The organism is Parasegetibacter sp. NRK P23 (assembly GCF_023721715.1).
Taxonomy (GTDB): Bacteria; Bacteroidota; Bacteroidia; order Chitinophagales; family Chitinophagaceae; genus Parasegetibacter.
In genome coordinates this window covers 3,615,425-3,638,214 of the sequence record NZ_JAMDLG010000001.1, presented here as the reverse complement: position 1 = coordinate 3,638,214, position 22,790 = coordinate 3,615,425, and the positions used below count along the sequence as shown (strand labels likewise).

Genomic DNA, 22,790 nt, shown 5'->3' with positions numbered 1-22,790 from the left:
CCTGCGTGGATGAAATTCGGGCTGCAAAATATGTTAAAAAGCGCTAGGATGGGTGGGTTCTGCGACGAGGTAGTACATTTTTTCGATCTCTTCCTTTTTTAGCAGTGCAGCCTGGGCTTTGGAAACAGGTGTTTTTCTCCATTCCGTTCCGGGGTTCAGACGGAGTTTCGCACCGTTATTTTCCAGTTTAAGGGGCAGGTTAAACCCCGCCACGCAATCCGTGTAGCGGTAACTTACCGAATCTCCGTTTGCCGAAACGCTGAACTGGAAATGCGGGACCTGGGTGGTGCGAAGGTATTGGTTGAATACTTTAGCGTAATTAAATCCGGCCATCCGGGAAACGTACGCCTCTACTTCGGAAGTATTCACGGTTTTGTGGTAGAATGTTTTGTTGAGGCCGCGCAGGATGTTCCGGAACAATACATCGTTGCCCATGCTGTGCCGGATGGTGTGCAGCATGTTGCCGCCTTTCGGGTACATGTCTCCGCTTCCCTGGGCATTTACGCCATAGGGAGGAATAATGGGCCTGTCGTTGCGGATGCCTTTCCTGGTGCCGGCGTTGTATTCGTTCCCGGCCCGCACACCAAAATGGTATTCGGTGAAAAGAGTTTCACTGTAATTGGTGAACCCTTCGTGCACCCACATATCGGCCAGGTCGTTGGTGGTGATGTTGTTGCCGAACCATTCATGGCCGCTTTCGTGAACCACGATAAAGTCCCATTTCAGTCCCCAGCCGGTACCCGAACCGTCCCGGCCCCTGTATCCCGGCGCGTAATGGTTGCCGTAGGCAACGGCGCTCTGGTGCTCCATTCCGGTGTGTGGCACGTCTATCAGCTGGTAACCATCTTCATAAAAAGGATAGGGGCCAAACCAGTGTTCAAAAGCCTTGAGGGTGTTGCGGGCTTCGTTGGGCAGGTATTGTTGCGCGCGGGTTTTGTTGTAATCGAGCACCCAGTAGGTGATGTCCAGGTTTCCTTTTTCTCCTTTATATACTTCTGAAAAACGGGTGTACTTCCCGATATAGGGGATGATGTTGTAGTTGTTGATAGGGTTTTTAACGGCCCAGGTGTAGGCTGTTTTTCCGCCTGTTACATCCGTTTTTTGCTGCAGCCTTCCGTTGGCTACTGCCACCAGTGTATCTGGCACAATCAGCGTAAGGGAGGCCCCGGCGTCCGGTTCATCGCTCTGGTGGTCCTTGCAGGGATACCAGACGGAAGCGCCGAGTCCCTGGCAGGTAACGGTCATCCAGGGGCGGCCGAGGGAATCTTTGGTGAAGGTCCAGCCCCCGTCCCAGGGGGCACGGATCGCTTCATGCACCTTGCCGCTGTAAAATACATCAATGGTATGGGTGGAAGAAACGGGTAATGCCGGTGTTTTCACCAGCCAGGCAGCGCCCTCGCGGGAATAGTTGAGCGGTGTTTTTTTATCAAGCAGGATACTGTCGATACCCAGTGGTTCCATCAGGTCGAGTTGTAAGATGGGGTTACTTTTGGAGGTGACCGCAAACCGGATACTGTTTTTCCCGGTCAGCGATTTTGTAGTATAATCCGGTTCAACAGTAAGATCGTAGCGCAATACATTCCACCAGTTGCGGTATGGGGTGATGCTTCCCCGGAGGGTGTCGGCCTTTGAATAAGATTTTTCCTGGGCCAGTGCAGAAAAGAAGAGCAGGGAAAGAAACGCCAGCAAGGATATGTACCGCATCATTCAACGTGTTTAAACGCTAAAGCTACACGGTTTTTCCCGGGATGCTTACCCGTGAATTGACCGAATCTTACCGTATTTTGGTGGCGGGCAGGAAGATGGTAAATACTGATCCCTGCTGCTCAACGGAACTTACACTGATCGTTCCTTCGTGCATTTCAACGATTTTCCTGCAGGTGGCGAGGCCAAGCCCCGTTCCCTGGTAATCGCTGGTGGAATGCAGTCGCACGAAAGGGTTGAACAACTTGTGCAGGTAGGCCTGCGGGATGCCGATCCCATTATCGGCAATCGTTATCGTGGTTCCTTTCTCGGTGTGGGCGGCGTGAATGGTTACCACTGGTGGCACATCCTTTTTTCTAAACTTGATGGCATTGCCGGTGAGGTTCAGGAAAAGCCGGAACAATTGTGTTTTATCGCCCCATACAACAGGCAGTTCGTTCCACGACAACTGTGCTCCGTTTTCCATCATGAGCGGTTGAAGGTCACCGGCCACTTCTTTCATGAGCACGTTGAGGTCGGTTGGTTCAGCATCGCCGGACAATTTACCCGCACGGGCGTAGTTCAGCAGGTTGATGATGAGTTGCTGCATCCTGTCTGCACCATCGCTGGCCCGGAAGATATATTCGTGTGCGGTTTCATCCAGTTGGTGTTTGTATTTTCTTTCAAGGAGCATGAGGAAGGAGCGCGTCATCCGCAAAGGTTCCTGGAGGTCATGCGAGGTAATGCGTGCGTATTCATCCAGTTCACGGTTTGAAGCGCGTAATTGTTCATTAATACCTGCGATCTTTCTTTCGGAACGAATGAAATACAGGGAGAGAAAGACCAGCAAGCCAGCGGAGATGGCGCCGATTACAATGGTCCATACCCGGTTGTGCAGCACCATTTTTTCAGCCTTGTCTTTCATGGCCGTATTGTTGCCAAGCAGTTTTTGCTCCAGCACCTGGCTTCGTTCCCGGAATTTTTCCATCAGCAATTTCCCCTGTCCGTCGTGTACGAACTCCAGACCGCCGGCTAGTCCCTGCGCACTGAAAATGGCCATTCCCTTGTTGAGGCGTTCGATCCTGTTCCTGGCCGCTTCCCGCATATTATTGAGGTCATTGCCGAAACGTTTCGCCACAGCGGTATCGCGCTCCAGGGACTGCATGGTATTTTCAAACCCTGATACAGAACTGTTGTAATTGTTGAGGTACCATTCGTTGTTTACCAGGTAATAGCCGCGCATAGCAGATTCCGCCTGCAAGAGGTCAACATTCAATGCCTTTACCTTATTCAGGAGGTTATCGTTTTCCTGGATGGCATACCTTGTTTCGGTAAGTCTGAATCCGTTGGTGATAAGGATGGCAAAACCCGCCAGCACAATCAGCAGCGAGATGCACAGGTTTAGATAAGTTCGTTTGGTAAAGTTCAACGTTAAGGCGGTTAATGGCTGTTCCGAAGATAAGAAAATAAGCGCTTACTGCTGCGTGCCCTCCTCTAACGCTTCTTTCAACTGGCCGGCCTTCTCACTCACGGGGGTACCGGGTGGGATTTTTTTCAGCCATTCCCTTGTTTTTTCACCGTTCTTTTCATCGGCATAGCCAAGGGCCATAAAGAAAGCCGCTTCATAGCGGAACACGGAACTTCCGTTATATACCTTTCGCAAATCCGTTCTTGCCTCATTGGTTGCTCCGGTAAAAAACAGGCATACCCCCCGGTAAAAAAGCGCCACCTGGCTGGAACTGTCGATCATCAGGGCTTTGTCCAATAACGGGAGCGCTTTTTCGTATTCCGTTTTATTGAAAAGCACGGAGGCGGCCAGCAACAGGGAATCGGTTCCGCCGCCTCTTTCAATGGGGTTCTCCATTTTCATTTGTCCCCAACGGTCAATATATCCCGGTGATGGCCATAAGAAAATAATGGCTACGATGGCCACAGAAGCGATGCCCGCAAAAATATAGCGCCGGCGCCTGACCGAGGCCCAGCGTACCCGCCGGGAAAAAGCAGGATCAGCTTCCAGTTTTTGCCTGAAAGCAGCGCGCTCCTCTTTGTTCATAGCGCCCGAAAGGTATTTTTCTATGTTGAAATCCGAAGCATCCATCTGAAACTTTTTTAAGGATGAATGATAGTCCAGCGCGAAGCGCTCATGCTTTCCCGGAAACAATTCATTCCGTACAACCAGTCCCTATAAAAGAAGTACTGGCAACATTCATTCCTTAATCTACTTAAAAAATCCATGCCTTTCGCCCTGAAACCCCATTTTCCCCCCGCCCTTCCTATCTTTGCCGAAACTTGATTCATTGCTCGAAAACAAATCTATCATTCAGAAACAGGAGAAAGCGCTCCTGGTGGGACTGGTTACCAAAGAACAAACGGAACAGCAGGTACTGGAATACCTGGATGAGTTGCAGTTCCTGGCGGAAACCGCAGGTGCCGTTACCGTGAAGAAATTCTATCAGAAACTGGCGCATCCCGACAGCCGGACTTTCGTGGGAAAAGGAAAACTGGAAGAAATTAAACAGTATGCCCTCAGCAAGGGCGCGGAACTCCTGATATTCGACGACGAACTTACCGGTTCGCAGATCATCAATATCGAAAAAGATACCGGGATAAAAACGATTGACCGCTCGGACCTTATCCTGGACATCTTCGCCCGCAGGGCAAAAACGGCGCAGGCGAAAACGCAGGTGGAACTGGCCCAGTACCAATACCTGCTGCCACGGCTGAAGGGGATGTGGAAACACCTGGAAAGGCAGGGAGGCGGTATCGGCACAAGAGGTCCCGGGGAAACCGAGATCGAAACCGACCGCCGGATCGTAAAGGATAAGATCGTACTGCTCCGCAAGAAACTCGCGGAAATCGATAAACAGGCGTTCACCCAACGCAAGGACCGCGGCGAATTCATCCGCGTGGCACTGGTCGGGTACACCAATGTGGGCAAGTCCACCATCATGAACATCCTCAGTAAAAGTGAAGTGTTCGCGGAGAATAAACTTTTCGCCACCCTGGAAACCACCACCCGGAAAGTCGTTTTTGAAAGTACGCCTTTCCTGCTGAGCGATACCGTGGGCTTTATCCGGAAACTACCGCACCACCTGGTGGAGAGTTTCAAAAGCACCCTCGATGAAGTGCGGGAAGCCGATATATTGCTGCATGTGGTGGATGTATCGCATCCGGCTTACGAGGATCAGTATGGCGTGGTAAACAAAACGCTTCAGGAACTGAAAGCATTCGATAAACCGATGATCACCGTTTTCAACAAACTGGATCTTTACGAAGAACGCACGTTCGACGAATGGCTGGAAGAAGACGTGAAACAACAGATACTGGAGGAGTTAAAAGAGAAGTGGCAACGTGATACCAACGGAAATTGCGTATTCGTTTCCGCTATTGAAAAAAGAAACATCGAACAGTTGCGGACCCGCATTCTCTATAAGGTGCGTGATCTTTACCAGGAGCGGTTCCCCTATAAATCCGAATACTTCTATTAATGAGCGGGCTGAACTGGATAAAAGTGGCCGACGGTGTGCATGAATTTGTTTTGGGGCCTAACAACATCGGCATCATTGAGGCGGACGGAAAAAGAATGTGCATCGGTCGACACGGAGAAAAATGGGTGGCCTTCGCGTTGAAGTGCCCCCATGCGGGTGGTATAATGGCCGATGGCTTTTTTGATGCCCTCGGAAATGTGGTATGCCCGCTGCACCGTTATAAGTTCAACCCGGAGAACGGGAGAAATACGAGCGGAGAGGGTTATTATCTCCGGACCTGGCCGGTGGAAATACGTGACACCGGGGTGTTCATCGGGATGAAACCGGGCTTCTTCAGTTCATTGTTCCAGTAGTTCGAATGGCAGCAACAATTCGAAATAAGGTACAGGATGTTCAGCGTTTCCCAAACGAAGCGTTCCTTCCACGGATGTTGCAATCTTCTGCGCCAGCGCCCATCCTAAGGAGGCTTCCACCACCGTGCCGGATTCATGCGTTCCTGTGTACGAAATCGTGAAACGCAGTCTTACTTTATTGTTACGCCCCAGTTCATCCAATTGCGTTTCCAACTGGATATAGCCCTCTTTTGTAAGCCTGAAAGCCTGCGCCAGCAGGATCTGTAGCGCCTGGGTGGTTTGCTGTTGGTGGCCCGCAACGCTTTTGGGCACCGATGGGTGAATCACGTTGTGCATGTTCAGTGGTCTTCCCAATGTAAGTATGTTGAAACGCCCGGCCAGTTCCTCGGTGATTTTCCGGATGCAAAGCGGGTGTTTTTCTTCCAGGGTATTTTCCGGCAGCTCATTGGAGAACTGGATCATTTCATCCGCCGTTCCTGAAGCATGGCGGATTGTTTGATCGAGTTGTTGCAGGAAAGTCTGTTGTTCCGCAGAAAGCGGTGTTTGCAGCAGTTGCGCCGTAATACTGGCCGCACCCTGCAAAGGCGTTCTTACATCGTGTTTAATGTGGTGGGCAAGCGTTTGCAACTGGAGTTCCCTTGCCCTGGCCCTTGCCGAACTTGTTTCCAGCATTTCCCTGTAATTCACGGCATCCGTATTGTCTTTAGTGATAGCGGCCACCCCTGTGAGACGCCCCTGCTGATCGAAAAAAGGAAACTTCACGGTGAACACATGAGTTTTTCCCCATGGACCATTAAATACATTTTCCATCTCCAGCGGCTCCAGCGATTGAATCACTTTAGCGTCGGCCTCTGCGTAGGTTTTGAGGAAGGACTCGTCGTGGCCATACACTTCAAAAATCGTTTTCCCGATCACTTCTTCCGGACGACGGTTGATGTAGTGAAGAAAAGTCCGGTTCACGGTCACATACTTACCATTCAGGTCTTTGATATAAATCATCAGCGGAATGGCATCTATCAGGTGCTGCACCTGGAATTGTGTTTGTTCTCCGGCTGCTTTCAGCAGTTCCAGTTCCTGCTCTAGTTTTACCCTGTCCGTAATATTCTTCACGATAATATGCAATCCGGAAACCGTATGCTTGTTGTAAAGCAGGTAACTGGTGATTTCCACATGTTTCTCTTCGTGGAGTGCAATCCTGAAACGTATTTCATGAACATCGTGCTCCAACTGTTCCGCGAAATGGTGTCTGATCACAGGTTGAAAGTATGCCGGGAAAAGGGATTCAAACGAAACGGACTTGTTTTCCAGGTCCATATTCCCTGTAATGGCGAGGACCTGGTTGCTCACGAAACTCATTTTCCCATCTGGAGCGGCGATGCAAATACCGATGGTGGCATTGGTGGCCAGTTGGTCGTATTTGCTTTTAAAATACCGGGTATCCGCTTCGGAACGGGCTCTTTTGAATACCTGTAAAAATGTGAACACGGCCAGCGATACAGTAAGTACGCCCGCGATGAGCAGTTGATTGAAAAGGATGGAAGCGATGGTGGCTCCTACGATGAACGCCGTCAGCAGGTACAATTTCTTCATGTCGGAATCCGGATTTTGTGGCGGGCCAACAAGCGCAAGGAACAATATGCATCCTGTTTCCCGGTCCCGGCTAAAGTAAGGGATTTTTGTGTTTAACACCCGGCCCATCAATATTTCATTTCAAAAAAAATGCTCAACCGGAAGTAAGCGATACCTTTATGACTCTTAACTGAAAGAGAACAAACACTTTAGAAATTCACCGGATGAATTTGTTCGAACAACTCATAGCGCTGGATGAAAAATTATTCATTGCTATCCATGCCAACGGAGCCGCATCCTGGCTCGATCCGCTGATGCTTGCGAGCCGGAACGCCATTACCTGGGTGCCGCTTTACACTTTTGTTTTGTACTGGATCATCCGGTACCGGCGCAGCAATGCTGTGTTGTTCCTGCTGGGCACTTTGATCACCTTCGCCATCACGGATTTCGTGAGCGCCAGCGTGCTGAAACCCTTGATTGGTAGGGAAAGGCCCTGTTACAACGAGGCGTTTGCCGACTATTTGCGGAACATCATTGGCTGTGGCGGGCGGTATTCTTTTCCATCCTCGCATGCCTCCAACCATTTCGGTATGGCGGCTTTCTGGTTCTTCAGCGTGCGTGCCATGGGCGCGCGCCGCTGGTACTGGGTCTGGGTTTGGGCGCTGCTGATCGGATACGCGCAGATTTATGTGGGGAAACATTATCCGTTGGATATTTTGGGCGGGGCGGTGTTCGGGACCATAACCGGTTACCTTGTATCCTTGCTGTTCGCCCGCATGATGGGAAAGAAAATTCTACCGGGGAAACGCACTACATTTGACCCGCTGCCCTAAATTGACCTTCTTATGCAAACAACTGTACTTCCGGTAATTACCAGGAAATGGTATTATTACTGGTTATCCATTTTAGTTTTGTCGCTTGTCCCGGGGTTGTTTACCACGTTGATGGAGCAGGATGCGGCGCTGTATGCGGGCATCGCGAAACAGATCGTGTGGCGGAACGATTGGGTGAACCTCTACGCGAACGGTGCCGACTGGCTCGATAAACCGCATCTTCCTTTCTGGATCACGGCGGCAAGTTTTAAACTGCTGGGCATTGGCACATTTTCCTATAAACTTCCCGCCTTCCTGTGCTGGCTGGGCGCCGCCTGGTATACCGGAGCGCTTACACGACATTTTTACGGTGTTAACACGGGCCGGGTTGCCGTGCTTATTTTTCTTTCAGCATTGCATGGCATTATCAGCATCAACGATGTGCGTGCGGAGCCTTACCTGACTTTTTTCCTGATCGCTTCTTCCTTCCACCTGGTGAAGGCGGAGCGGGCGGCGGCGCAACTATTCCCGGCTGCTTTGTTCACCGCGGCCGCTGTTATGACGAAAGGCCCGTTCGTATTGATTCCCATCGGTGGAGGCATGTTAATCCATTGGATGGTAAAAGGCGAATGGAAGCAATTCCTGAATTGGAAATGGTATGTTTACCTGTTGCTCACAGCCGTGTTTACAATACCGGAGCTCTGGTGTTTGTACCTGCAGTTTGATGCGCGTCCTGAGTTGCAGGTGTTCGGTCAGAAAAACGTGTCGGGTATCCGTTTTTTTCTGTGGGATAGCCAGTTCGGAAGATTTTTCAATACGGGTCCGATAAAAGGCAAGGGCGATCCTTTCTTTTTCCTGCACACACTGCTTTGGGCGTTTCTGTCGTGGAGTATTTTGTTGTATGCGGGCATTGTAGCAAAGTTCAGGATGCTGTTCAGTGGCGAAAGAAAGGCGGCTGCGGAATGGATCAGTTTTGGTGCTGGGCTTCTTACTTTGCTGGTGTTTTCGCTTTCCAGGTTCCAGCTTCCGCATTACCTCAACATACTGTTCCCTTACTTCAGCGTGTTACTGGCAGCCTGGTTGCTTCAACTGAAGTCCGCTTCAGCAGTAAAGAACGTATTCTTCACACAGCGGGTGGTGTCTTTGCTGATGATGATATTACCTGCTGTGGTCATCGTTTTGTTCCGTCCGCCATATTGGTGGATTTATCTGCTGTTAACCGGTGGTTTTCTATGGGTGTGGTGGGTGATAAAAACACGGGATTTGTCTTCGGCCCTTCGTACGGGTTTGGCGGGAAGTGTGGCGGTAGCGTTGTTCCTGAACCTGTTTTTTTACCCTGCTTTGCTGGAATACCAGGGTGGTTCGGTGGCTGCGGAATGGAAAAATAAAAAACACCCTGGCCGCCAGGTGCAGTTTTGGGAAATCAATTCCTATGGGTTTGAATTTTATAGCGATGCGCCGGTGTTGCGTTCTGCTGAAATAGAACTACCGCTATTGTACACCAGCAGGGCTGGTCTCGCGAAACTGGACAGCATGGCGCTTCCCTATACGGTTGACGCGGTATTTTCCAGTTTCCCGGTCACAAGATTGAATGGCCGGTTTTTAAATCCCGCTTCGCGGGCCTCCCGGTTGGATAGCGTATGGTTATTACAGGTTAATGCAGTGGATTTGAATAATTTAGAAAAAAAATAAAGAAAATGGCGCTTTGTTTTTGTTGGTATGTGAAAATCCCTATTTTTGCACTCCCGAATCAGTAATGAACCGGGAAAACAAATTCCTCCTTAGCTCAGTTGGTTAGAGCATCTGACTGTTAATCAGAGGGTCGCTGGTTCAAGTCCAGCAGGGGGAGCTGAAAATCAAGGGGTTATACATGGTATAATCCCTTTTTTTGTGCCTTTTTGCAAATTTGCCTAACAATTTGCCTAACATTTCAAAAAGCGGCTTTATTTACCTGTCTGCTTATTTAGGTTGCGAAATGGAAAAGAGCTGGTAAAATGTCCTGTGCGGGAGGCATTTTACTGAGATAAAATTACCGAATTTTCTGCCCATTTTCAGTTTCCCAGGACAGAAAGGTACTTCGGCTTAATGTGGACTTACTCATCGGCATATATATCAAAACGCCCAAAAACGACCTTCCCAAAATCTTTCTCCGTCTTTATATCCGGATAGATTTTCTCAGGTTCGACCGCATGAAAACTTTCCCCGCCGTCTTTATGCAGCAACCAATCGAGGTCAGCGGTAGAATATTTAAATGTCACGATTCTTGTCCATCGCCAGGCACTGCCCCCGTAGTGTTCAATTGAAAAATATCCTTTCGTGATAGCGATACCGGTATATGGGTCTCCCATCATTCCACCGCAATCAATGCACAGAACAACGTTGTCGTTTCTCGCTGCCAGTTTATAGGTTCCATCCTGTTGCCCTAAATAAAGCAAGAGTGGCCTCTTTTCCGGATGATCCACAACGTCAGAAGTCTCTTTTTCATTGCTCTTTTTTACAATCATGACCATATCGCCATAGGGGTCTCTATTCAGGTCGCCGGTCGCAGTATCCAGCAACACGTAACCTTCGGGAATGAATTCGTTTAAGGGGGGCGATCCCAATATCACGCCCGAAGGGTTCGCAGGAGTCTTCCCGCTGTATTTCGCAGGCAGCTTCTTTTTTTCAGCGGCAGCTTTTTCAGCATTGTGCCCAGGTATTCCATTCTGATCCTGGCAACCAGAACACAGCAATACAACCAGTAAGCTCACAGTTAATAATCTCATATGATACTATCGTCGAAGAGGCTTTACCCCCCATTCTTCAACCTTCTGATTTCTTTTTCGATCATTTCCACCAGATCATCGTACATGCCCCCGCCCGGCTTACTTGCTAAAATATCAGCGAAGTTATTTGCCTTCGACAATTCATTTGCTTCAGTCGCAAGCGCAAAGGCTTTATGAATATCTTTGTCTATACCTATTCCAAAGAAATAGCAGGCCGCCCGATTCGAAAGTGCTTTGAAACTACCGATATCAATTGCCTGTTGATTGTACTCCAGCGCACGTTCAATATTTGGGGGTATCGGGCCAAAACCTTTAAAATAAATGTCACTTAATTTATTTAAGGCCCACTCCTTGTTCCTTTCATCGGCGTGCTCAATAAGCTGTTCCAGCCCGGAAAGGATGTCGGATGTTTGCTCCGTTTTTTCGTCGTCTATTAAATCATCCAGTTTAGATCGCAATTCATAATGCTCCCAAAAATTATCTGCGTCCTCACCAGCAATTACTTCATCGAAATTATCAGATCGGACCACGACATCATGCTCGTCAATTTTAAAAAAATAATTATCAGTTAAAGAATATCCTGCCGGTCCATTTTGAACAGCATCGTGAATGTTCTTGCTAAACAGTTTCAGTTCAGCCGTTTCATGAAGCATTACCAGGATTACATCATTCAACTCCTCCGGCATAACAAGCAGGTAGTCACCGATGCCGTTCGTGGCGAATACAAGTCCATCCAACCCCCATTCGCTTTTGAAATGCAACGAGGCTCTGACAATATAATTATCATCTTCATCACTTTGCTTGTCCTTAACAGACCAAAACAACCATTCCTCTTTGCCGAACAACACCTTCTCATTATCCAGTTTAGCAATGAACTCAAAAAGTTCCGCCGGAAATTGCAGACCTAACCTGTCTTGGGCCTGCTCTAATTTGTTCTTTTTGTCGCTATTCATTTGGGTTGATGGCTTAAATATCTGAATTGTTTTCTTGTGTTCCCATAGTGTATAATGCGCATAATGCACCCCTGGTCACCTCACGTTGAACGTCACCGACCTTTCTTCCTCACTCCCCCATATTCCTGAACACGTCAAAAAAAGGCTTATCATCCTTGTTCCTGTCTATACCGTACGATCCCGGCGTGGGACGAGAGTGCCCACAAGATAAAATTTGCTTTCCGCATATTCTTTATAGGTCTTCGCATATCGCTTTCCGCCCCTTTTCCCGACATTCCCGCCATCCATCACATATCTGATAACCGGGCCTAATGTTTTCTTTCTTCCCAATATTCTATCGGGTGAATATTTCTCGCCGTAGTGAAGCGCTTTCCGGATGAATCGTATGTATAGACGAACTCCATCATTTTTGGCGTGGGAAAACTTCCGAGGTAGCGCACTACTCTCCCTTGAGCGTCATACTCGTATCTTCTGCATGTTGATTTTATTCGTTCATATGGAAATTCTCGCTGACCTGCGGTTGTAGGCTTTGGGTAGATTTCCCACATCTCACTGTACTCCAATAGCCCTCTTTCATTATAAAAATATACAGTGGAATCGTCGTGTATTCTTTTCGGCACATAAAACTTCTGAACAATCTTCTTCAATAACACCCTTTCAGGGTTGTAAAAATTAACGATCAGAGAGTCCTTTCCATATTGAAGGCTGTCAATGGTGTCAAGGCCTCTCACCGTTCTCAGCTCCAGTTCCTTTATTTTCATTTTCTCCCTGAATCGCCATACGTCCTGCAACAACTGGAACGCCTCTTGCTTCTTTTCAGCCGTGTCTTTCTTCGCCGAAACCACACGAACGGGTTGGGCATAACAACAGCAACTGAGCACGATAAGGAAGAGGAAAAGGCCAGGTTCTTTAAAATTTATTTCCATTGATTGAATATATTCTATGTTGTTAACAGTAGGAAGCCGCTCCACTGCTAAACGCCCATCATTCAGACTAATCTCTCTTATTTTCTTTTGACCAGTTCCCAAAGAAAACATCCCCCCGCAATAACCACTGCCCCGGCAACGCACCATATCATTGACCATACGATAAAATTCAGCGGCCGCTGCTCCCCTCCAGAAGTCGTAAAAATCAGGTAGGGTACATAAATGATATTTACCCCCACGACGACACCCGTCCATACCGTGATGCCTTTGCTTGCGTTCCTGATTACCGTTTTTTTATTCATTCCTCCGAAGCCCTCTCAACTCCACATAACTGACCACTATTTCAACCCTTCTGTTTTTTGCTCTGTTTTCCGGAGTGTCATTCAATGCTGCCGGTAATTTATTGCCATAGCCATTGGTAACAACATGCTCCGTTAACTGTGGCAGTTTGGAAATGAGATAAGCGGCAACCGATTCGGCCCGCTTCAAAGAAAGCACCTTGTTTAAAGTATCGGTGCCGGTATCATCAGTGTGTCCGCTAATACGAATACTTTTTACATTCAGGAGCCTGATTCTTTCCGCAAATTCAGCCAGGACAGCTTTTCCGGCAGCATCAATTTTACTATCGTTCACGCCGAAGACCACGCCTGGTATGATAAGGGTATCTTGCTTTACAGGATCAACCGGCCTTAAGCTGTTTTTTTCAGACCAAAGAGGGGTGGGTGTCTTATTTCTTTCTTCATCAAGAGACGCAAAGCTAGTGTGCCGTCTCTTTTCATCATATAGCTGGGAGAGGGTTTGTTTGTATTCCAGGCATGGAGACCAGGTGCTGTCTGTTGCAGTAAGGCTGATATCGTCAATCCAAAAGTCCAATTCACCGCCATTCAAATTTTTCTCCTTCCTGTTTCTTGGCGCTTCCGCATCGTTGGATAAGTTTCCAATCACTATATACCTATACTTCTCCTTAGGGATATAATTTTTACTCAGCAAAATCCATCCGTCCTTCCTCCGTTCCACGATGTCACCCAAACTAAACCGTAAAGTATATTCAAATTTACCAAACCGGACGTTCAACCTTGAGGGGTCGCTAAGGGTGAACAACACATCCAGGTGTGAAAACGCTTTTTTGCCGGTGTACAACCAGACCTGCAATTTATAATCCTTGCCCGGCAATAACGGGCATAAAATCTTAGAGTATGGGAATGCCCTTTTGAAGGGGGCATAATAGTTTTCAAAGGTAAAAGGCAATGCACGTTCGCCGGATTTAACAGGCAGTTTCCCACGGAAACCTTTTAAAACCATAAACCAGCCCGCTCTTGAGCATGGTGCGTTAAACTCCGTGCAAATATTGATGTCCTCAAAACCTGGGTTCGCCAACAGGTTTTGGCCATCTGCTCTTGCATTAAGACAAAATATGAACAAAATAAGTAAGCATATTTGCACTGGAAGCCGGATTAAGGTTAAGTAGTTAAATTTAGAAAAAATCTACACTCGCATGCTCTTTCCCGTATTTACCCTTCCAAGGCAAGTAGGAAGGCAGTGGTATCCTTAATCAGATCATTGCCTTTAAAGTCCAATTTCTTATACCTTGATACTACACTTTCTATCCCCTGAGCAAGCCCCTGCTTTATGGCAAGGATTTTTGCCTCTTTGCTACCTAAATTATAAATACCCTGAAAGTCAAGAATTACATCAAACTCGAGACGGCTTGCCTTCTTAACAAAACGTTTTCGCAATTTTAGCTTCCTTTCTCGCGCGATCAGAACAATCAGATAACGGATACACCTTCTCCGTACGGCTTCGATTGCAATAAAAGTTCAAGCCCCTCCCGTATCGGATACATGTCACTTGCCAATACGCCTATCGTTTCATCCCATTCTAAGGCAATTTTTAGTTCCATTCGTTCATTGAAGGTTTGTAAATTCTACCTGACTTCTGTTAATCATGAGAAGAACTGTTAAGTCCCGCTGCGGTCATTACTGGAATGCTCAATTAATTATCAAAATCAAACTTTATCCTTTCCTGTTCCTTCTTTTCAAGATAAGTCAATAGCATTAAAATGGCAATTGGAATCAGATTAACAACTACGGAGATTTCATCACTATTATGATTATATCCATTGGAGAATCGAAACGCAAAAAGCTGGAACTCCAGCTTGATTCTGAAATAGGGCTCGTCCGTAAAACCAACGCCTAAGTAAGGACCATAATAGTTCTTGAACAGAAACCCGATCAAAATGAATTGAAAAGAGTGAATCATCAGGCATATCTTCAGCAATAGTCCACTAATCATTTCTGCGGGATTCTTCAGACATGCGATGCCACTTATTATAAAAAGCATCAACACACTGAGGGTGATAATTGCAGGCACCAGATATTCCAGGTATCCTGCGAAACCAAATTCAATAAAGGAATAGCCAAGAAAGCCTACACCACCCAAAAGGAAATACCATGAAATAACCCTCTTAAGCATTTTTGTATTAATCTCCATATCAGTCCATATTTAATCTAACCCGCTCCGTTAAAAAACTCCGCATGCTCTTCCTCACTCCCCCAAATTCCTAAACACATCAAAGAAAGGCTTTTCATCCTTGTTCCTGTCTATGCCGTATGATCCTGGCGTAGGACCGGTGAGAATCCGTAGCAGCATAATCCACACAAACGGAATCGCCCAGATCAAAACCAGGTGCAGATACCGCAATCGCTTGGGCAATACCGGACTTTTCAAAAGCGTGACCGAATACCTGACCGTAACCACCAGGTACACCAGTACCAGGAGTAACAGGAAGTAAAACCATATCGTAGGCGCGTAGATGACCATATACCCCACAAGATAAAATTTGCTTTCCGCATATTCTTTATAGGTTTTCGCATATCCCTTTCCGCCCCTTTTCCCGACATTCCCGCCATCCTTAACGGCAAAATTTTCACGCATGAACCGCAAAGCCATTCAGCCCGGACTGACCCGGATCAGGGAGTTTATTGAAAGCATTTTCCAAACGGGTACTGGCACCCGCACCCCCGGAAACTTCACGCCTTATTTCCAGTACCACATCAGCAAAAGCCAAAACGACTGGCATTTGTATTTCCGCAGGGAGCCTTTCGCGCGGCAGGTATTACAACGAATGTTTTAACCGCATCGCTGCGCTCAGCGGCTCCGATATCTACCGCTTCATTGGGTTTCATTACGAGCGCTACCCCGATAAAACTGATTTTACACGTTTCCTCCGCTATGAGCTCACCGACCGGCTCCGGCAAAAACTCCCGAGAGTTTACCGGGATAAACTGCTCACCGACCGGCATTGGGTCACCGAAGCCGAGGGCGCTAACCAGGCGCAGCCCATTGCAGCCACGCCTTCCCACACCCTGCACGAGCGCATGGAAGCCCTCTTCCAACAGGCGGAGGAAAAGCTCCACCTCGCCGCCGGTCGCCTGCCCACCGGCAGCATCGAACTCAACAACCGCAGCCATGAGGACAAGCTCATCCAGTGCCTGATCCTGCTCAAGGAAGTGACCGCACCCGCCCATGTCGCGAAGTCCGAACACCTCTTCAAGCGCATATCCGATATTGATATAGCGACCATCCTCCACCTCCATGTCGAGCATTTCCGGGACAAAAAAATCCCGACCATTCAGAAAACCATCGGGCAACTAAACGGACAAATCAGGCCGAACCATCCCAAAGTCCGCAAACTCACAGAGGCGCTCCGGGAGTTTTTCTATGAATAACACCGGAGTAAAAAGAAACTTGTTCTCTTGAAGTTGGAAATTGTAAGGGTACCGTTCTTTTAATTGACAACCTTAAGTGTTTGGTACTGGTTTTTAAAGCCAATACGCAACATGTAGGTACCACCGGGTAACTGTCAGCGGCCCCCAAATTTCGGTCAGTTCAAAATTAGAGGATTGATTTGATTTTCGACCGCTTTATCCACTACCGTCCGCGCTTCACATAAAGCCGCTTTAGAAATCTAAAATTAAGAAAATAAAAGTTCCGCAATAACACAGAATCTTTGCGTGAAAAACAATACTCACCTCTTTTCCACCCTATCATAGAACCCCCCGAAGTTCGCCAGCCGCACCCCATCTTCCTTAAAAAACTCTCCCGGGAAACCCATATCTATCGCACTAACCTTATCGAGTCGCCCAAGCTGTTCAGGAGAAAGTTGTACGTTCAGTACACCCAGGTTCTGCTCCAACTGATGCAGTTTTGTGGCCCCGGCGATGGGAATGCACGAAATACCCTGCTGCATCGTCCAGCGGAGCGCGACATGTGCGGGTTCCACGCCTATTTCTTCAGCAATGGCCATTACCTCCTGTGTGATGGCGACACTTCTTTCATTCAGGCGCTTGCTTCCTTCTTTGATGCGGCCCGGGTCGCCTTTGAGGTATTTTCCGGTGAGCGCGCCTCCTGCCAATGGCGCCCAGGGCAATAGTGTGAGACCGAAATTTTTAGCCATCGGCAACAACTCTCTTTCGGGTGCGCGTTGCAGTAAGCTGTACTCCACCTGTAAACCCACGAACTTACTCCAGCCCATCAGTTCGGCCATGGTGTTGGCCTGCGCGATTACCCAGGCCGGCGTATCACTGATGCCGATATAATTCACTTTACCCATCCGAACGAGATCGTCAAGACCGCGCATCACTTCATCTACCGGCGTAAGGCTATCCCAGATGTGGAGGTAGAGCAGGTCGATAAAATCTGTATTCAATCTTTTCAAACTGGCATCCACACTACGCATCATGTTCTTCCTGTTGTTGCCGGAAGCATTTACGTTGGTAGTATTATCGTAAAGAGAATATTTGGTGGCCACCACGAACTGGTCGCGGTCGCGGGCAATGAATTCACCGATGATTTTTTCGCTTTCCCCATTGGTATAGCGGTTGGCCGTATCCAGGAAATTGCCGCCGGCCTCCGCGAATTTTTCCAGGATGGCGAACGATGCCGCTTTATCAATACTCCATGCCTGTCCAGGACCGAAGCCCATTGTGCCCAGGCACAGTTCAGAAACTTTCAATCCCGATCTTCCCAATAATTTGTATTGCATATTGTTACGATTATAATGGAATAACAGTGGAACGGAGGGGTTGTTCTCCCCAAAATGGAAAACTATTTACCGAGTTCTTCGGAAAGCCGGTTCATGGTGCCGGGAAGTTCGCCGCAGGCGGCATTGTTCATAGCGATAGCCTGCTTATCGTGGAATTGTTGCCTGCATGCTTTCATCAGCGGCAGCATTTCCACCGCTTCTTCCGTGGGAAAAACACTGGTATTCTTGCCCTCATTGGTTCGGGTCACCAGTTTTTTTTCCTCCAGTTTCTCGATGAGCCTGGTAATGGTACTGGGCGTTAATTGTAATTGTACGCTGAGGTGGTTGGGCTGCACGCCGGGCTTATCCAGCACCAGCAACAAGAGGTATGCGTGGCTGGGAGAGAGGCCCACAGGCTTCCAGCATTCCATCGCCAGCTTCTCCACTTTCCGCGCCAGGGCACCGGAAGCGAAGTACATGCACTCGCAATATTTTGTTTCAGAAACTTTCATCCAGGTGCAAAGATACGTTTTTGCCATTTGTACATGCAAACAGTACCTTTGGGGCATGACATTCAATCCGAATCTCAACAATGGAAGCGGCGGACAGTCGGCAGCGGAACGGGAATTTGAGAACACGATCCGGCCCACGGAACTGGACCAGTTCTCCGGTCAGCCCCAACTGATCGAGAACATCCGCATTTTCATCCGGGCCGCGAAAATGAGGGGGGAAGCGCTGGACCATATCCTGTTTCACGGTCCTCCGGGATTGGGTAAAACCACCCTCAGCCGCATCGTGGCCAACGAACTGGGTGTGGCCATCAAGGAAACATCGGGCCCGGTGATCGAAAAACCAGGCGATCTCGCCGGACTGCTCACCAGCCTGCAACCCAACGATGTACTTTTCATAGACGAGATCCACCGGCTGAGTACCGTGGTGGAAGAATATCTATACGCCGCAATGGAAGATTACCGCATTGATATCATGATCGATTCCGGTCCCAGCGCGCGCAGCATTCAACTCACCCTCAGTCCTTTTACGCTGGTAGGCGCCACCACGCGCAGCGGTTTGCTTACCGCGCCATTGCTTTCAAGGTTCGGGATTAAATCCAGGCTCGAATACTATAATGCTGAGGTATTACAACGTATTGTAACGCGCTCTGCCGGTATTCTTCAATCAAAGATCACTTCGGAAGCGGCCAACGAAATTTCCCGCCGAAGCCGCGGCACACCACGTATCGCCAACGGTTTACTGCGCAGGGTACGCGATTTCGCTCAGGTTCTGGGCAACGGAGTGATCGACCTCGCCATCGCACAACACGCGCTGAAAGCCTTGAACGTGGATGAACACGGGCTGGATGAAATGGACAACCGCATTCTTTCCGCCATCATCGATAAATTCAAGGGCGGCCCCGTGGGCATCACCACCATCGCCACCGCTGTGGGAGAAGAACCTGGAACATTGGAAGAAGTATATGAGCCTTTCCTGATACAGGAAGGTTTCCTGAAAAGAACGCCCAGGGGAAGGGAAGCTACACCGAAGGCTTATGAGCATTTGGGAAGAACGCCGGGGTCGGCGGCAGGGGTGCTGTTCTGAGAAGTTTATACAGTTTTTTTTCACGCATTGCTTCCTGCTTCTTACCTCGCAGCCACGCAATTGCTTCGTACCTCGCAACGCAAGGGAGTGAGGACGCACTGCTTCGTGCCTCGCAGCGTTGTTTGTGTTTGATGCTGATGAATCCGGTTAGCTTTTTTAACAATTGCTTTATACCTCACTGTTTTGTAGCCTTGCAGATACACTGCCTTATTCGTGTTTGAAATTGTTTCTGAGGAATTCGGTTGGCTTTTTACTAATTTATTGTTCCGGCAATTGCTTCGTACCTCGCAACGGGCTGTTTCCTGCTTCGTGCCTCGCAGTTCGCAGGCGCAACGTTGGACCAAACATTTTGGAGATGCTGATTTTTGGGCAAGGCTTACTTTAATCTATAAAAGACATTTTTATCCTTTATTAAATTTAAGCTTTATCTTTGCTGTGGAAAACGGATCAAACAATTGTACGTGCATGTTTTCAAAAAGTTGTGAATACGCGATAAGAGCTGTAATCTTCATTGGGCACCGTTCCAGGAATGGCGCTAAGGTGGGTGTAAAAGAAATTGCGGAGGAGATAGATTCTCCGGTACATTTTATCGCCAAGATATTACAGGAGCTGGGCAAACAGGGATTGGTGCAATCCGTTAAGGGGCCCAACGGCGGCTTCTACCTCGACCCCACCACGATGAAACGCTCCCTGGCCGATGTGGTACGTGCCATAGATGGCGATACTATTTTTTCCGGCTGTGCATTGGGATTAAAACAGTGCTCCGAAAGCAAGCCCTGTCCATTACACCATAGCTTTAAGGCATTACGCAACAATTTGAAGGACATGCTGGAAAACGCCACGCTTGGCGCATTTACCGAACAACTGGAAGAACGCCTGGTTTTCCTGAAAAGGGAGGAACCGGCGATAAAATAAAAGCCGATGAAACAAATCAGTGACATGAACGATATCCGGTTAATGGTGGATACGTTCTATGGAAAAGTGCAGCTCGATCCCCTGCTGGGACCTATTTTCAACGGAATACTCCACAACAGGTGGCAACCCCATCTCGAAAAGATGTACCGGTTCTGGCAAACAGTATTGCTGGAAGAACATACTTACAACGGCAGTCCTTTCAGACCACATGCACAGTTACCGGTAGACGCGAAACATTTTGAACACTGGCTCCAGCTCTGGAACGAAACCATCGATACTTATTTCGAAGGTCCAAAGGCCGAAGAAGCCAAGTGGCGGGGCCATAAAATGGCGGAAATGTTTCTTTCCAAAATTGAATACTATAGAAATAATACCGCTATACCACTGCTTTAAATAAAGTCTATGCAGCAAGCAGCCATTCTTCAGAACCTTCAGTTCCATCCCGAAAGAGCACTGCTCACTTCCATCATGGAGACCCCTTTTTCAAAAGAGATCAGGATATGCATGAAGGAAAATACTGCACTCAAAAGCCACAAAGCCGCGGCCGCTATTGTTGTTGAAGTGGTTGAAGGAGAAATCATTTTTGAAACGGAAAACGAAGTACTTACCATGCAGAAAGGAATGCTGGTGAGCCTTGAAGCAAATGTGCTGCATTCGCTGAAAGCGAACCAGGATAGTGTAATACGGCTTTCCGTTTCGAAGCAGGTGGAACGGCCGGAACACCAACACTGATTTCCGGCCGCTCCACCTTCTACTTATTTTACTACGAATCCACCGCCGGACTGTACCTCAATTTCCAGGAGGCCATTCTTCTTCACCTCCACTTCTTTAGAGAAACTTTCTTTATTACTACCGTCGTTGTACAAACGAACTTTCTTTCCCGCGAACATGGGCAGGTTCAGTTTCAGTTTCCTTGCTTCTTTTTCAGCATTCACACCCGCCACATACCATTCTGCGCCTTTGCGGCGTGCGATCACGCTGTATTTCCCGGGATAGCCATCTATGAACAGAGTCTCATCCCAGGTAGTGGGCACCTTCTTCATAAAATCAATCGCGAAATCCGGGGCGTCCGTAAGGTTGTTTGGCGTGAGGGCGAACATTTGCACCGGGTTCTGGAACAGCACAGCCGTTGCCAGTTGGAAAGCGTCTGTGGTAAGGCGTTTGTTCCGGTCCCTGTTGCTTCTTACCAGGAATTTATTCAGGAATACGCCACCAAATTCCATGCTGGCCACCGCGTTGCGGATAAAGGGATGCAGCGTGGCATTGAAGGCTTCCTGCTCGCGTACCTGTTGTGAAAAGATCAGCATTTCCGATGCCACCACCGCTTCCCCGCCCACAAAGTTGGGGTACATGATCTCCCATCCTCGCGGGAGTGTGGTGCCATGAAAAATAATCATCAGCCCATGATCGTTCGCATCGGAAAGAATATCTTCATAGAGGCGCATGGTTTCTTGTTTATCGCCACCGAAGAAATCCACTTTCAGTCCCTTCACGCCCGCTTCCTGCAACCATTTCATCTCTTTCTTCCGTTCGATGGACGCACTCATTTTGTTGCGTGGTCCTTGTGGCGCATCGTTGAATGGCCCGTTGGAATTGTACCATAAGAACACTTCCACTTTTTTGGAGGCGGCATAACGGATCAGTTCTTTCATCCGGTCTTTGCCGATATTGGTATCCCACAACGCATCCATCAGGATGTATTCATACCCCATGGCCGCGGCGAGATCGATGTACTTCACCTGGTCGTCGTAGTTCATGCTCTGGTCCTGCCATACGATCCAGCTCCAGGTCGATTTTCCGAATTTATACTCTTGTGAAGGTTCGTACAACGGCTCCACCACATCATACGGAATAGTAGTTTCCACGATGGGTTTCAGGTTCTGTCCGACGGTGATGGTACGCCAGGGTGTTTCTCCCGGAAGCGCGATGGCCGCGCCCGTACTGCCGAAACCGTTGTTCTGGCGCTGATCGGGATATTGAAGTGTATAGAGTCCGTTAGCGCCGCCATCCCCAAGGCTTGAGGCACAATACAGACTGCGCACGCCGGTTTCTGAAAGCAATACCCATCCGTTATCACCAACATGGAAAAGCCCGGGAAATACATAATTCCTTTTTCTTCCACCAGGAGCGGGCATCGGGGCATCGGCCTGGTAGCCGCTTTCATAACTGGGTGCGGTACGCGCGAAACCGGTCATGGGCGACATCATCCCGGACAGAAAGGTTGTGGTAACAGCGGGGAACTGGTAACCTGTGGCTTCTTGCTCCACCACACAACTTCTTCGGTCTCCCCAGGCAGGAAGTTCGTACCGGAAAGCAATATTGTTGTCGCTTACCTGGAACACCACATTGATCTTCTTCTGTTGTGAATTCTCGAAGGTGCAGGTGAGCTTATTGGCCAGGTAATGTACCTGCGATTTCTTGATCGTTTTTACACTATAGTCTTTCTCCACCTTTCCTTCGGTGCTGCTGATGAATTTCATACCGGCGCTGAAATCCCCTTCATTGGTGGTTAACCCCAGCGGAGAAGCCTCCAGCATATCTTTTCCCGCGAGGTTCACGGAGTACATGGGTTTTCCATCCTGAACGGAGATGGCTACTTTTAATTTTTTATCCGGACTGAATACAACAGCATCCTGGGTCATGCCCTGCAGGAAGAGCAGGGTGCAGCAGGCGAGCAAGGGAAATTTCATATAGCTTTTTTAGAGTT

22 protein-coding genes and 1 tRNA gene are annotated in these 22,790 nt (G+C 48.4%); 10 read left to right on the top strand and 13 right to left on the bottom strand.

Going from position 1 to position 22,790, the window contains the following annotated elements; translation table 11 throughout:
• Positions 1–33 precede the first annotated feature (33 nt).
• The 3 genes from M4J38_RS14710 to M4J38_RS14700 all read right to left on the bottom strand — a co-directional run bounded on the left by M4J38_RS14710 (position 34) and on the right by M4J38_RS14700 (position 3,781).
• Positions 34–1,707 (bottom strand): M1 family metallopeptidase, encoded by a 1,674-nt coding sequence (locus M4J38_RS14710; RefSeq protein ID WP_251760432.1) that lies wholly within the window; start codon positions 1,705–1,707, stop codon positions 34–36.
• A gap of 67 nt (positions 1,708–1,774) precedes the next feature.
• Positions 1,775–3,112: an ATP-binding protein gene (locus M4J38_RS14705; protein ID WP_251760431.1), complete on the bottom strand. Its 1,338-nt coding sequence runs from the start codon at positions 3,110–3,112 to the stop codon at positions 1,775–1,777.
• Between the two features lie 45 nt (positions 3,113–3,157).
• Positions 3,158–3,781: a hypothetical protein gene (locus M4J38_RS14700; RefSeq protein WP_251760429.1), complete on the bottom strand. Its 624-nt coding sequence runs from the start codon at positions 3,779–3,781 to the stop codon at positions 3,158–3,160.
• Positions 3,782–3,980: 199 nt separating this feature from the next.
• Between M4J38_RS14700 and hflX the strand changes: the two genes are divergently transcribed.
• Entirely contained in the window at positions 3,981–5,171 is a 1,191-nt protein-coding gene (gene hflX, locus M4J38_RS14695; protein ID WP_251760427.1) for a GTPase HflX, read from the top strand.
• Positions 5,171–5,524, top strand: coding sequence for a Rieske 2Fe-2S domain-containing protein (locus tag M4J38_RS14690; RefSeq protein ID WP_251760426.1), 354 nt, complete (start codon positions 5,171–5,173; stop codon positions 5,522–5,524). Before hflX ends, M4J38_RS14690 begins: the two co-directional genes overlap by 1 nt.
• On the opposite strand, the gene M4J38_RS14685 is transcribed toward M4J38_RS14690, so the two are convergent.
• A complete protein-coding gene (locus M4J38_RS14685; RefSeq protein ID WP_251760424.1) occupies positions 5,510–7,114 on the bottom strand; it encodes a PAS domain S-box protein in 1,605 nt (534 codons plus the stop codon). The genes M4J38_RS14690 and M4J38_RS14685 overlap by 15 nt on opposite strands.
• 203 nt (positions 7,115–7,317) lie before the next feature.
• Here M4J38_RS14685 and M4J38_RS14680 point away from each other — a divergent pair, with 203 nt between their 5' ends.
• The 3 genes from M4J38_RS14680 (at position 7,318) to M4J38_RS14670 (ending at position 9,754) form a co-directional block, all read left to right on the top strand.
• The gene (locus tag M4J38_RS14680; RefSeq protein WP_251760423.1) at positions 7,318–7,926 is read left to right on the top strand and encodes a phosphatase PAP2 family protein; all 609 of its coding nucleotides are present in this window, start codon (positions 7,318–7,320) and stop codon (positions 7,924–7,926) included.
• A 12-nt stretch (positions 7,927–7,938) separates the two neighbouring features.
• Entirely contained in the window at positions 7,939–9,597 is a 1,659-nt protein-coding gene (locus M4J38_RS14675) for a glycosyltransferase family 39 protein (protein WP_251760422.1), read from the top strand.
• An 83-nt stretch (positions 9,598–9,680) separates the two neighbouring features.
• A tRNA-Asn gene (locus M4J38_RS14670) sits at positions 9,681–9,754 on the top strand.
• A gap of 244 nt (positions 9,755–9,998) precedes the next feature.
• On the opposite strand, the gene M4J38_RS14665 is transcribed toward M4J38_RS14670, so the two are convergent.
• From M4J38_RS14665 to M4J38_RS14640, 6 genes are all read right to left on the bottom strand, one after another.
• The gene (locus M4J38_RS14665; RefSeq protein WP_251760420.1) at positions 9,999–10,670 is read right to left on the bottom strand and encodes a hypothetical protein; all 672 of its coding nucleotides are present in this window, start codon (positions 10,668–10,670) and stop codon (positions 9,999–10,001) included.
• 23 nt (positions 10,671–10,693) lie between these two features.
• Positions 10,694–11,623, bottom strand: coding sequence for an SMI1/KNR4 family protein (locus M4J38_RS14660; RefSeq protein WP_251760418.1), 930 nt, complete (start codon positions 11,621–11,623; stop codon positions 10,694–10,696).
• Positions 11,624–11,931: 308 nt separating this feature from the next.
• A complete protein-coding gene (locus M4J38_RS14655) occupies positions 11,932–12,549 on the bottom strand; it encodes a hypothetical protein (protein WP_251760417.1) in 618 nt (205 codons plus the stop codon).
• 294 nt (positions 12,550–12,843) lie between these two features.
• A complete protein-coding gene (locus M4J38_RS14650) occupies positions 12,844–13,971 on the bottom strand; it encodes an OmpA family protein (protein ID WP_251760415.1) in 1,128 nt (375 codons plus the stop codon).
• Between the two features lie 570 nt (positions 13,972–14,541).
• Positions 14,542–15,039, bottom strand: coding sequence for a hypothetical protein (locus tag M4J38_RS14645; RefSeq protein ID WP_251760413.1), 498 nt, complete (start codon positions 15,037–15,039; stop codon positions 14,542–14,544).
• Between the two features lie 54 nt (positions 15,040–15,093).
• Positions 15,094–15,483, bottom strand: coding sequence for a hypothetical protein (locus tag M4J38_RS14640; protein WP_251760412.1), 390 nt, complete (start codon positions 15,481–15,483; stop codon positions 15,094–15,096).
• A gap of 47 nt (positions 15,484–15,530) precedes the next feature.
• Here M4J38_RS14640 and M4J38_RS14635 point away from each other — a divergent pair, with 47 nt between their 5' ends.
• Positions 15,531–16,277: a hypothetical protein gene (locus M4J38_RS14635; protein ID WP_251760410.1), complete on the top strand. Its 747-nt coding sequence runs from the start codon at positions 15,531–15,533 to the stop codon at positions 16,275–16,277.
• Positions 16,278–16,576: 299 nt separating this feature from the next.
• Here M4J38_RS14635 and M4J38_RS14630 read toward each other — a convergent pair whose 3' ends face one another.
• Positions 16,577–17,593 carry an aldo/keto reductase gene (locus M4J38_RS14630; protein WP_251760408.1) on the bottom strand — a complete coding sequence of 339 codons (1,017 nt, stop codon included), beginning with the start codon at positions 17,591–17,593 and terminating at the stop codon, positions 16,577–16,579.
• 62 nt (positions 17,594–17,655) lie between these two features.
• The gene (locus M4J38_RS14625; RefSeq protein ID WP_251760406.1) at positions 17,656–18,051 is read right to left on the bottom strand and encodes a MarR family winged helix-turn-helix transcriptional regulator; all 396 of its coding nucleotides are present in this window, start codon (positions 18,049–18,051) and stop codon (positions 17,656–17,658) included.
• Positions 18,052–18,139: 88 nt separating this feature from the next.
• Between M4J38_RS14625 and ruvB the strand changes: the two genes are divergently transcribed.
• From ruvB to M4J38_RS14605, 4 genes are all read left to right on the top strand, one after another.
• Entirely contained in the window at positions 18,140–19,168 is a 1,029-nt protein-coding gene (ruvB, locus tag M4J38_RS14620; RefSeq protein WP_251760405.1) for a Holliday junction branch migration DNA helicase RuvB, read from the top strand.
• 465 nt (positions 19,169–19,633) lie between these two features.
• On the top strand, positions 19,634–20,083 hold the full coding sequence (locus tag M4J38_RS14615; protein ID WP_251760403.1) for an Rrf2 family transcriptional regulator: 450 nt from the start codon (positions 19,634–19,636) through the stop codon (positions 20,081–20,083).
• Between the two features lie 6 nt (positions 20,084–20,089).
• On the top strand, positions 20,090–20,476 hold the full coding sequence (locus M4J38_RS14610; protein WP_251760401.1) for a group III truncated hemoglobin: 387 nt from the start codon (positions 20,090–20,092) through the stop codon (positions 20,474–20,476).
• A 9-nt stretch (positions 20,477–20,485) separates the two neighbouring features.
• Entirely contained in the window at positions 20,486–20,815 is a 330-nt protein-coding gene (locus M4J38_RS14605; RefSeq protein ID WP_251760400.1) for a hypothetical protein, read from the top strand.
• 23 nt (positions 20,816–20,838) lie between these two features.
• On the opposite strand, the gene M4J38_RS14600 is transcribed toward M4J38_RS14605, so the two are convergent.
• On the bottom strand, positions 20,839–22,773 hold the full coding sequence (locus M4J38_RS14600) for a glycoside hydrolase family 97 protein (RefSeq protein ID WP_251760399.1): 1,935 nt from the start codon (positions 22,771–22,773) through the stop codon (positions 20,839–20,841).
• Positions 22,774–22,790: the final 17 nt, after the last annotated feature.

Excerpts from the sequence above, each read along its gene's own strand:
- M4J38_RS14640 (WP_251760412.1), bottom strand. The coding sequence starts at position 15,483 with ATGCGTGAAAATTTTGCCGTTAAGGATGGCGGGAATGTCGGGAAAAGG.
- M4J38_RS14665 (WP_251760420.1), bottom strand. The coding sequence starts at position 10,670 with ATGAGATTATTAACTGTGAGCTTACTGGTTGTATTGCTGTGTTCTGGT.
- M4J38_RS14605 (WP_251760400.1), top strand. The coding sequence starts at position 20,486 with ATGCAGCAAGCAGCCATTCTTCAGAACCTTCAGTTCCATCCCGAAAGA.
- M4J38_RS14610 (WP_251760401.1), top strand. The coding sequence starts at position 20,090 with ATGAAACAAATCAGTGACATGAACGATATCCGGTTAATGGTGGATACG.
- M4J38_RS14685 (WP_251760424.1), bottom strand. The coding sequence starts at position 7,114 with ATGAAGAAATTGTACCTGCTGACGGCGTTCATCGTAGGAGCCACCATC.
- ruvB (WP_251760405.1), top strand. The coding sequence starts at position 18,140 with ATGACATTCAATCCGAATCTCAACAATGGAAGCGGCGGACAGTCGGCA.
- M4J38_RS14600 (WP_251760399.1), bottom strand. The coding sequence starts at position 22,773 with ATGAAATTTCCCTTGCTCGCCTGCTGCACCCTGCTCTTCCTGCAGGGC.
- M4J38_RS14690 (WP_251760426.1), top strand. The coding sequence starts at position 5,171 with ATGAGCGGGCTGAACTGGATAAAAGTGGCCGACGGTGTGCATGAATTT.
- M4J38_RS14615 (WP_251760403.1), top strand. The coding sequence starts at position 19,634 with ATGTTTTCAAAAAGTTGTGAATACGCGATAAGAGCTGTAATCTTCATT.
- M4J38_RS14645 (WP_251760413.1), bottom strand. The coding sequence starts at position 15,039 with ATGGAGATTAATACAAAAATGCTTAAGAGGGTTATTTCATGGTATTTC.
- M4J38_RS14625 (WP_251760406.1), bottom strand. The coding sequence starts at position 18,051 with ATGTACTTCGCTTCCGGTGCCCTGGCGCGGAAAGTGGAGAAGCTGGCG.
- M4J38_RS14675 (WP_251760422.1), top strand. The coding sequence starts at position 7,939 with ATGCAAACAACTGTACTTCCGGTAATTACCAGGAAATGGTATTATTAC.
- M4J38_RS14660 (WP_251760418.1), bottom strand. The coding sequence starts at position 11,623 with ATGAATAGCGACAAAAAGAACAAATTAGAGCAGGCCCAAGACAGGTTA.
- M4J38_RS14700 (WP_251760429.1), bottom strand. The coding sequence starts at position 3,781 with ATGGATGCTTCGGATTTCAACATAGAAAAATACCTTTCGGGCGCTATG.
- M4J38_RS14655 (WP_251760417.1), bottom strand. The coding sequence starts at position 12,549 with ATGGAAATAAATTTTAAAGAACCTGGCCTTTTCCTCTTCCTTATCGTG.
- M4J38_RS14680 (WP_251760423.1), top strand. The coding sequence starts at position 7,318 with ATGAATTTGTTCGAACAACTCATAGCGCTGGATGAAAAATTATTCATT.
- M4J38_RS14630 (WP_251760408.1), bottom strand. The coding sequence starts at position 17,593 with ATGCAATACAAATTATTGGGAAGATCGGGATTGAAAGTTTCTGAACTG.
- M4J38_RS14710 (WP_251760432.1), bottom strand. The coding sequence starts at position 1,707 with ATGATGCGGTACATATCCTTGCTGGCGTTTCTTTCCCTGCTCTTCTTT.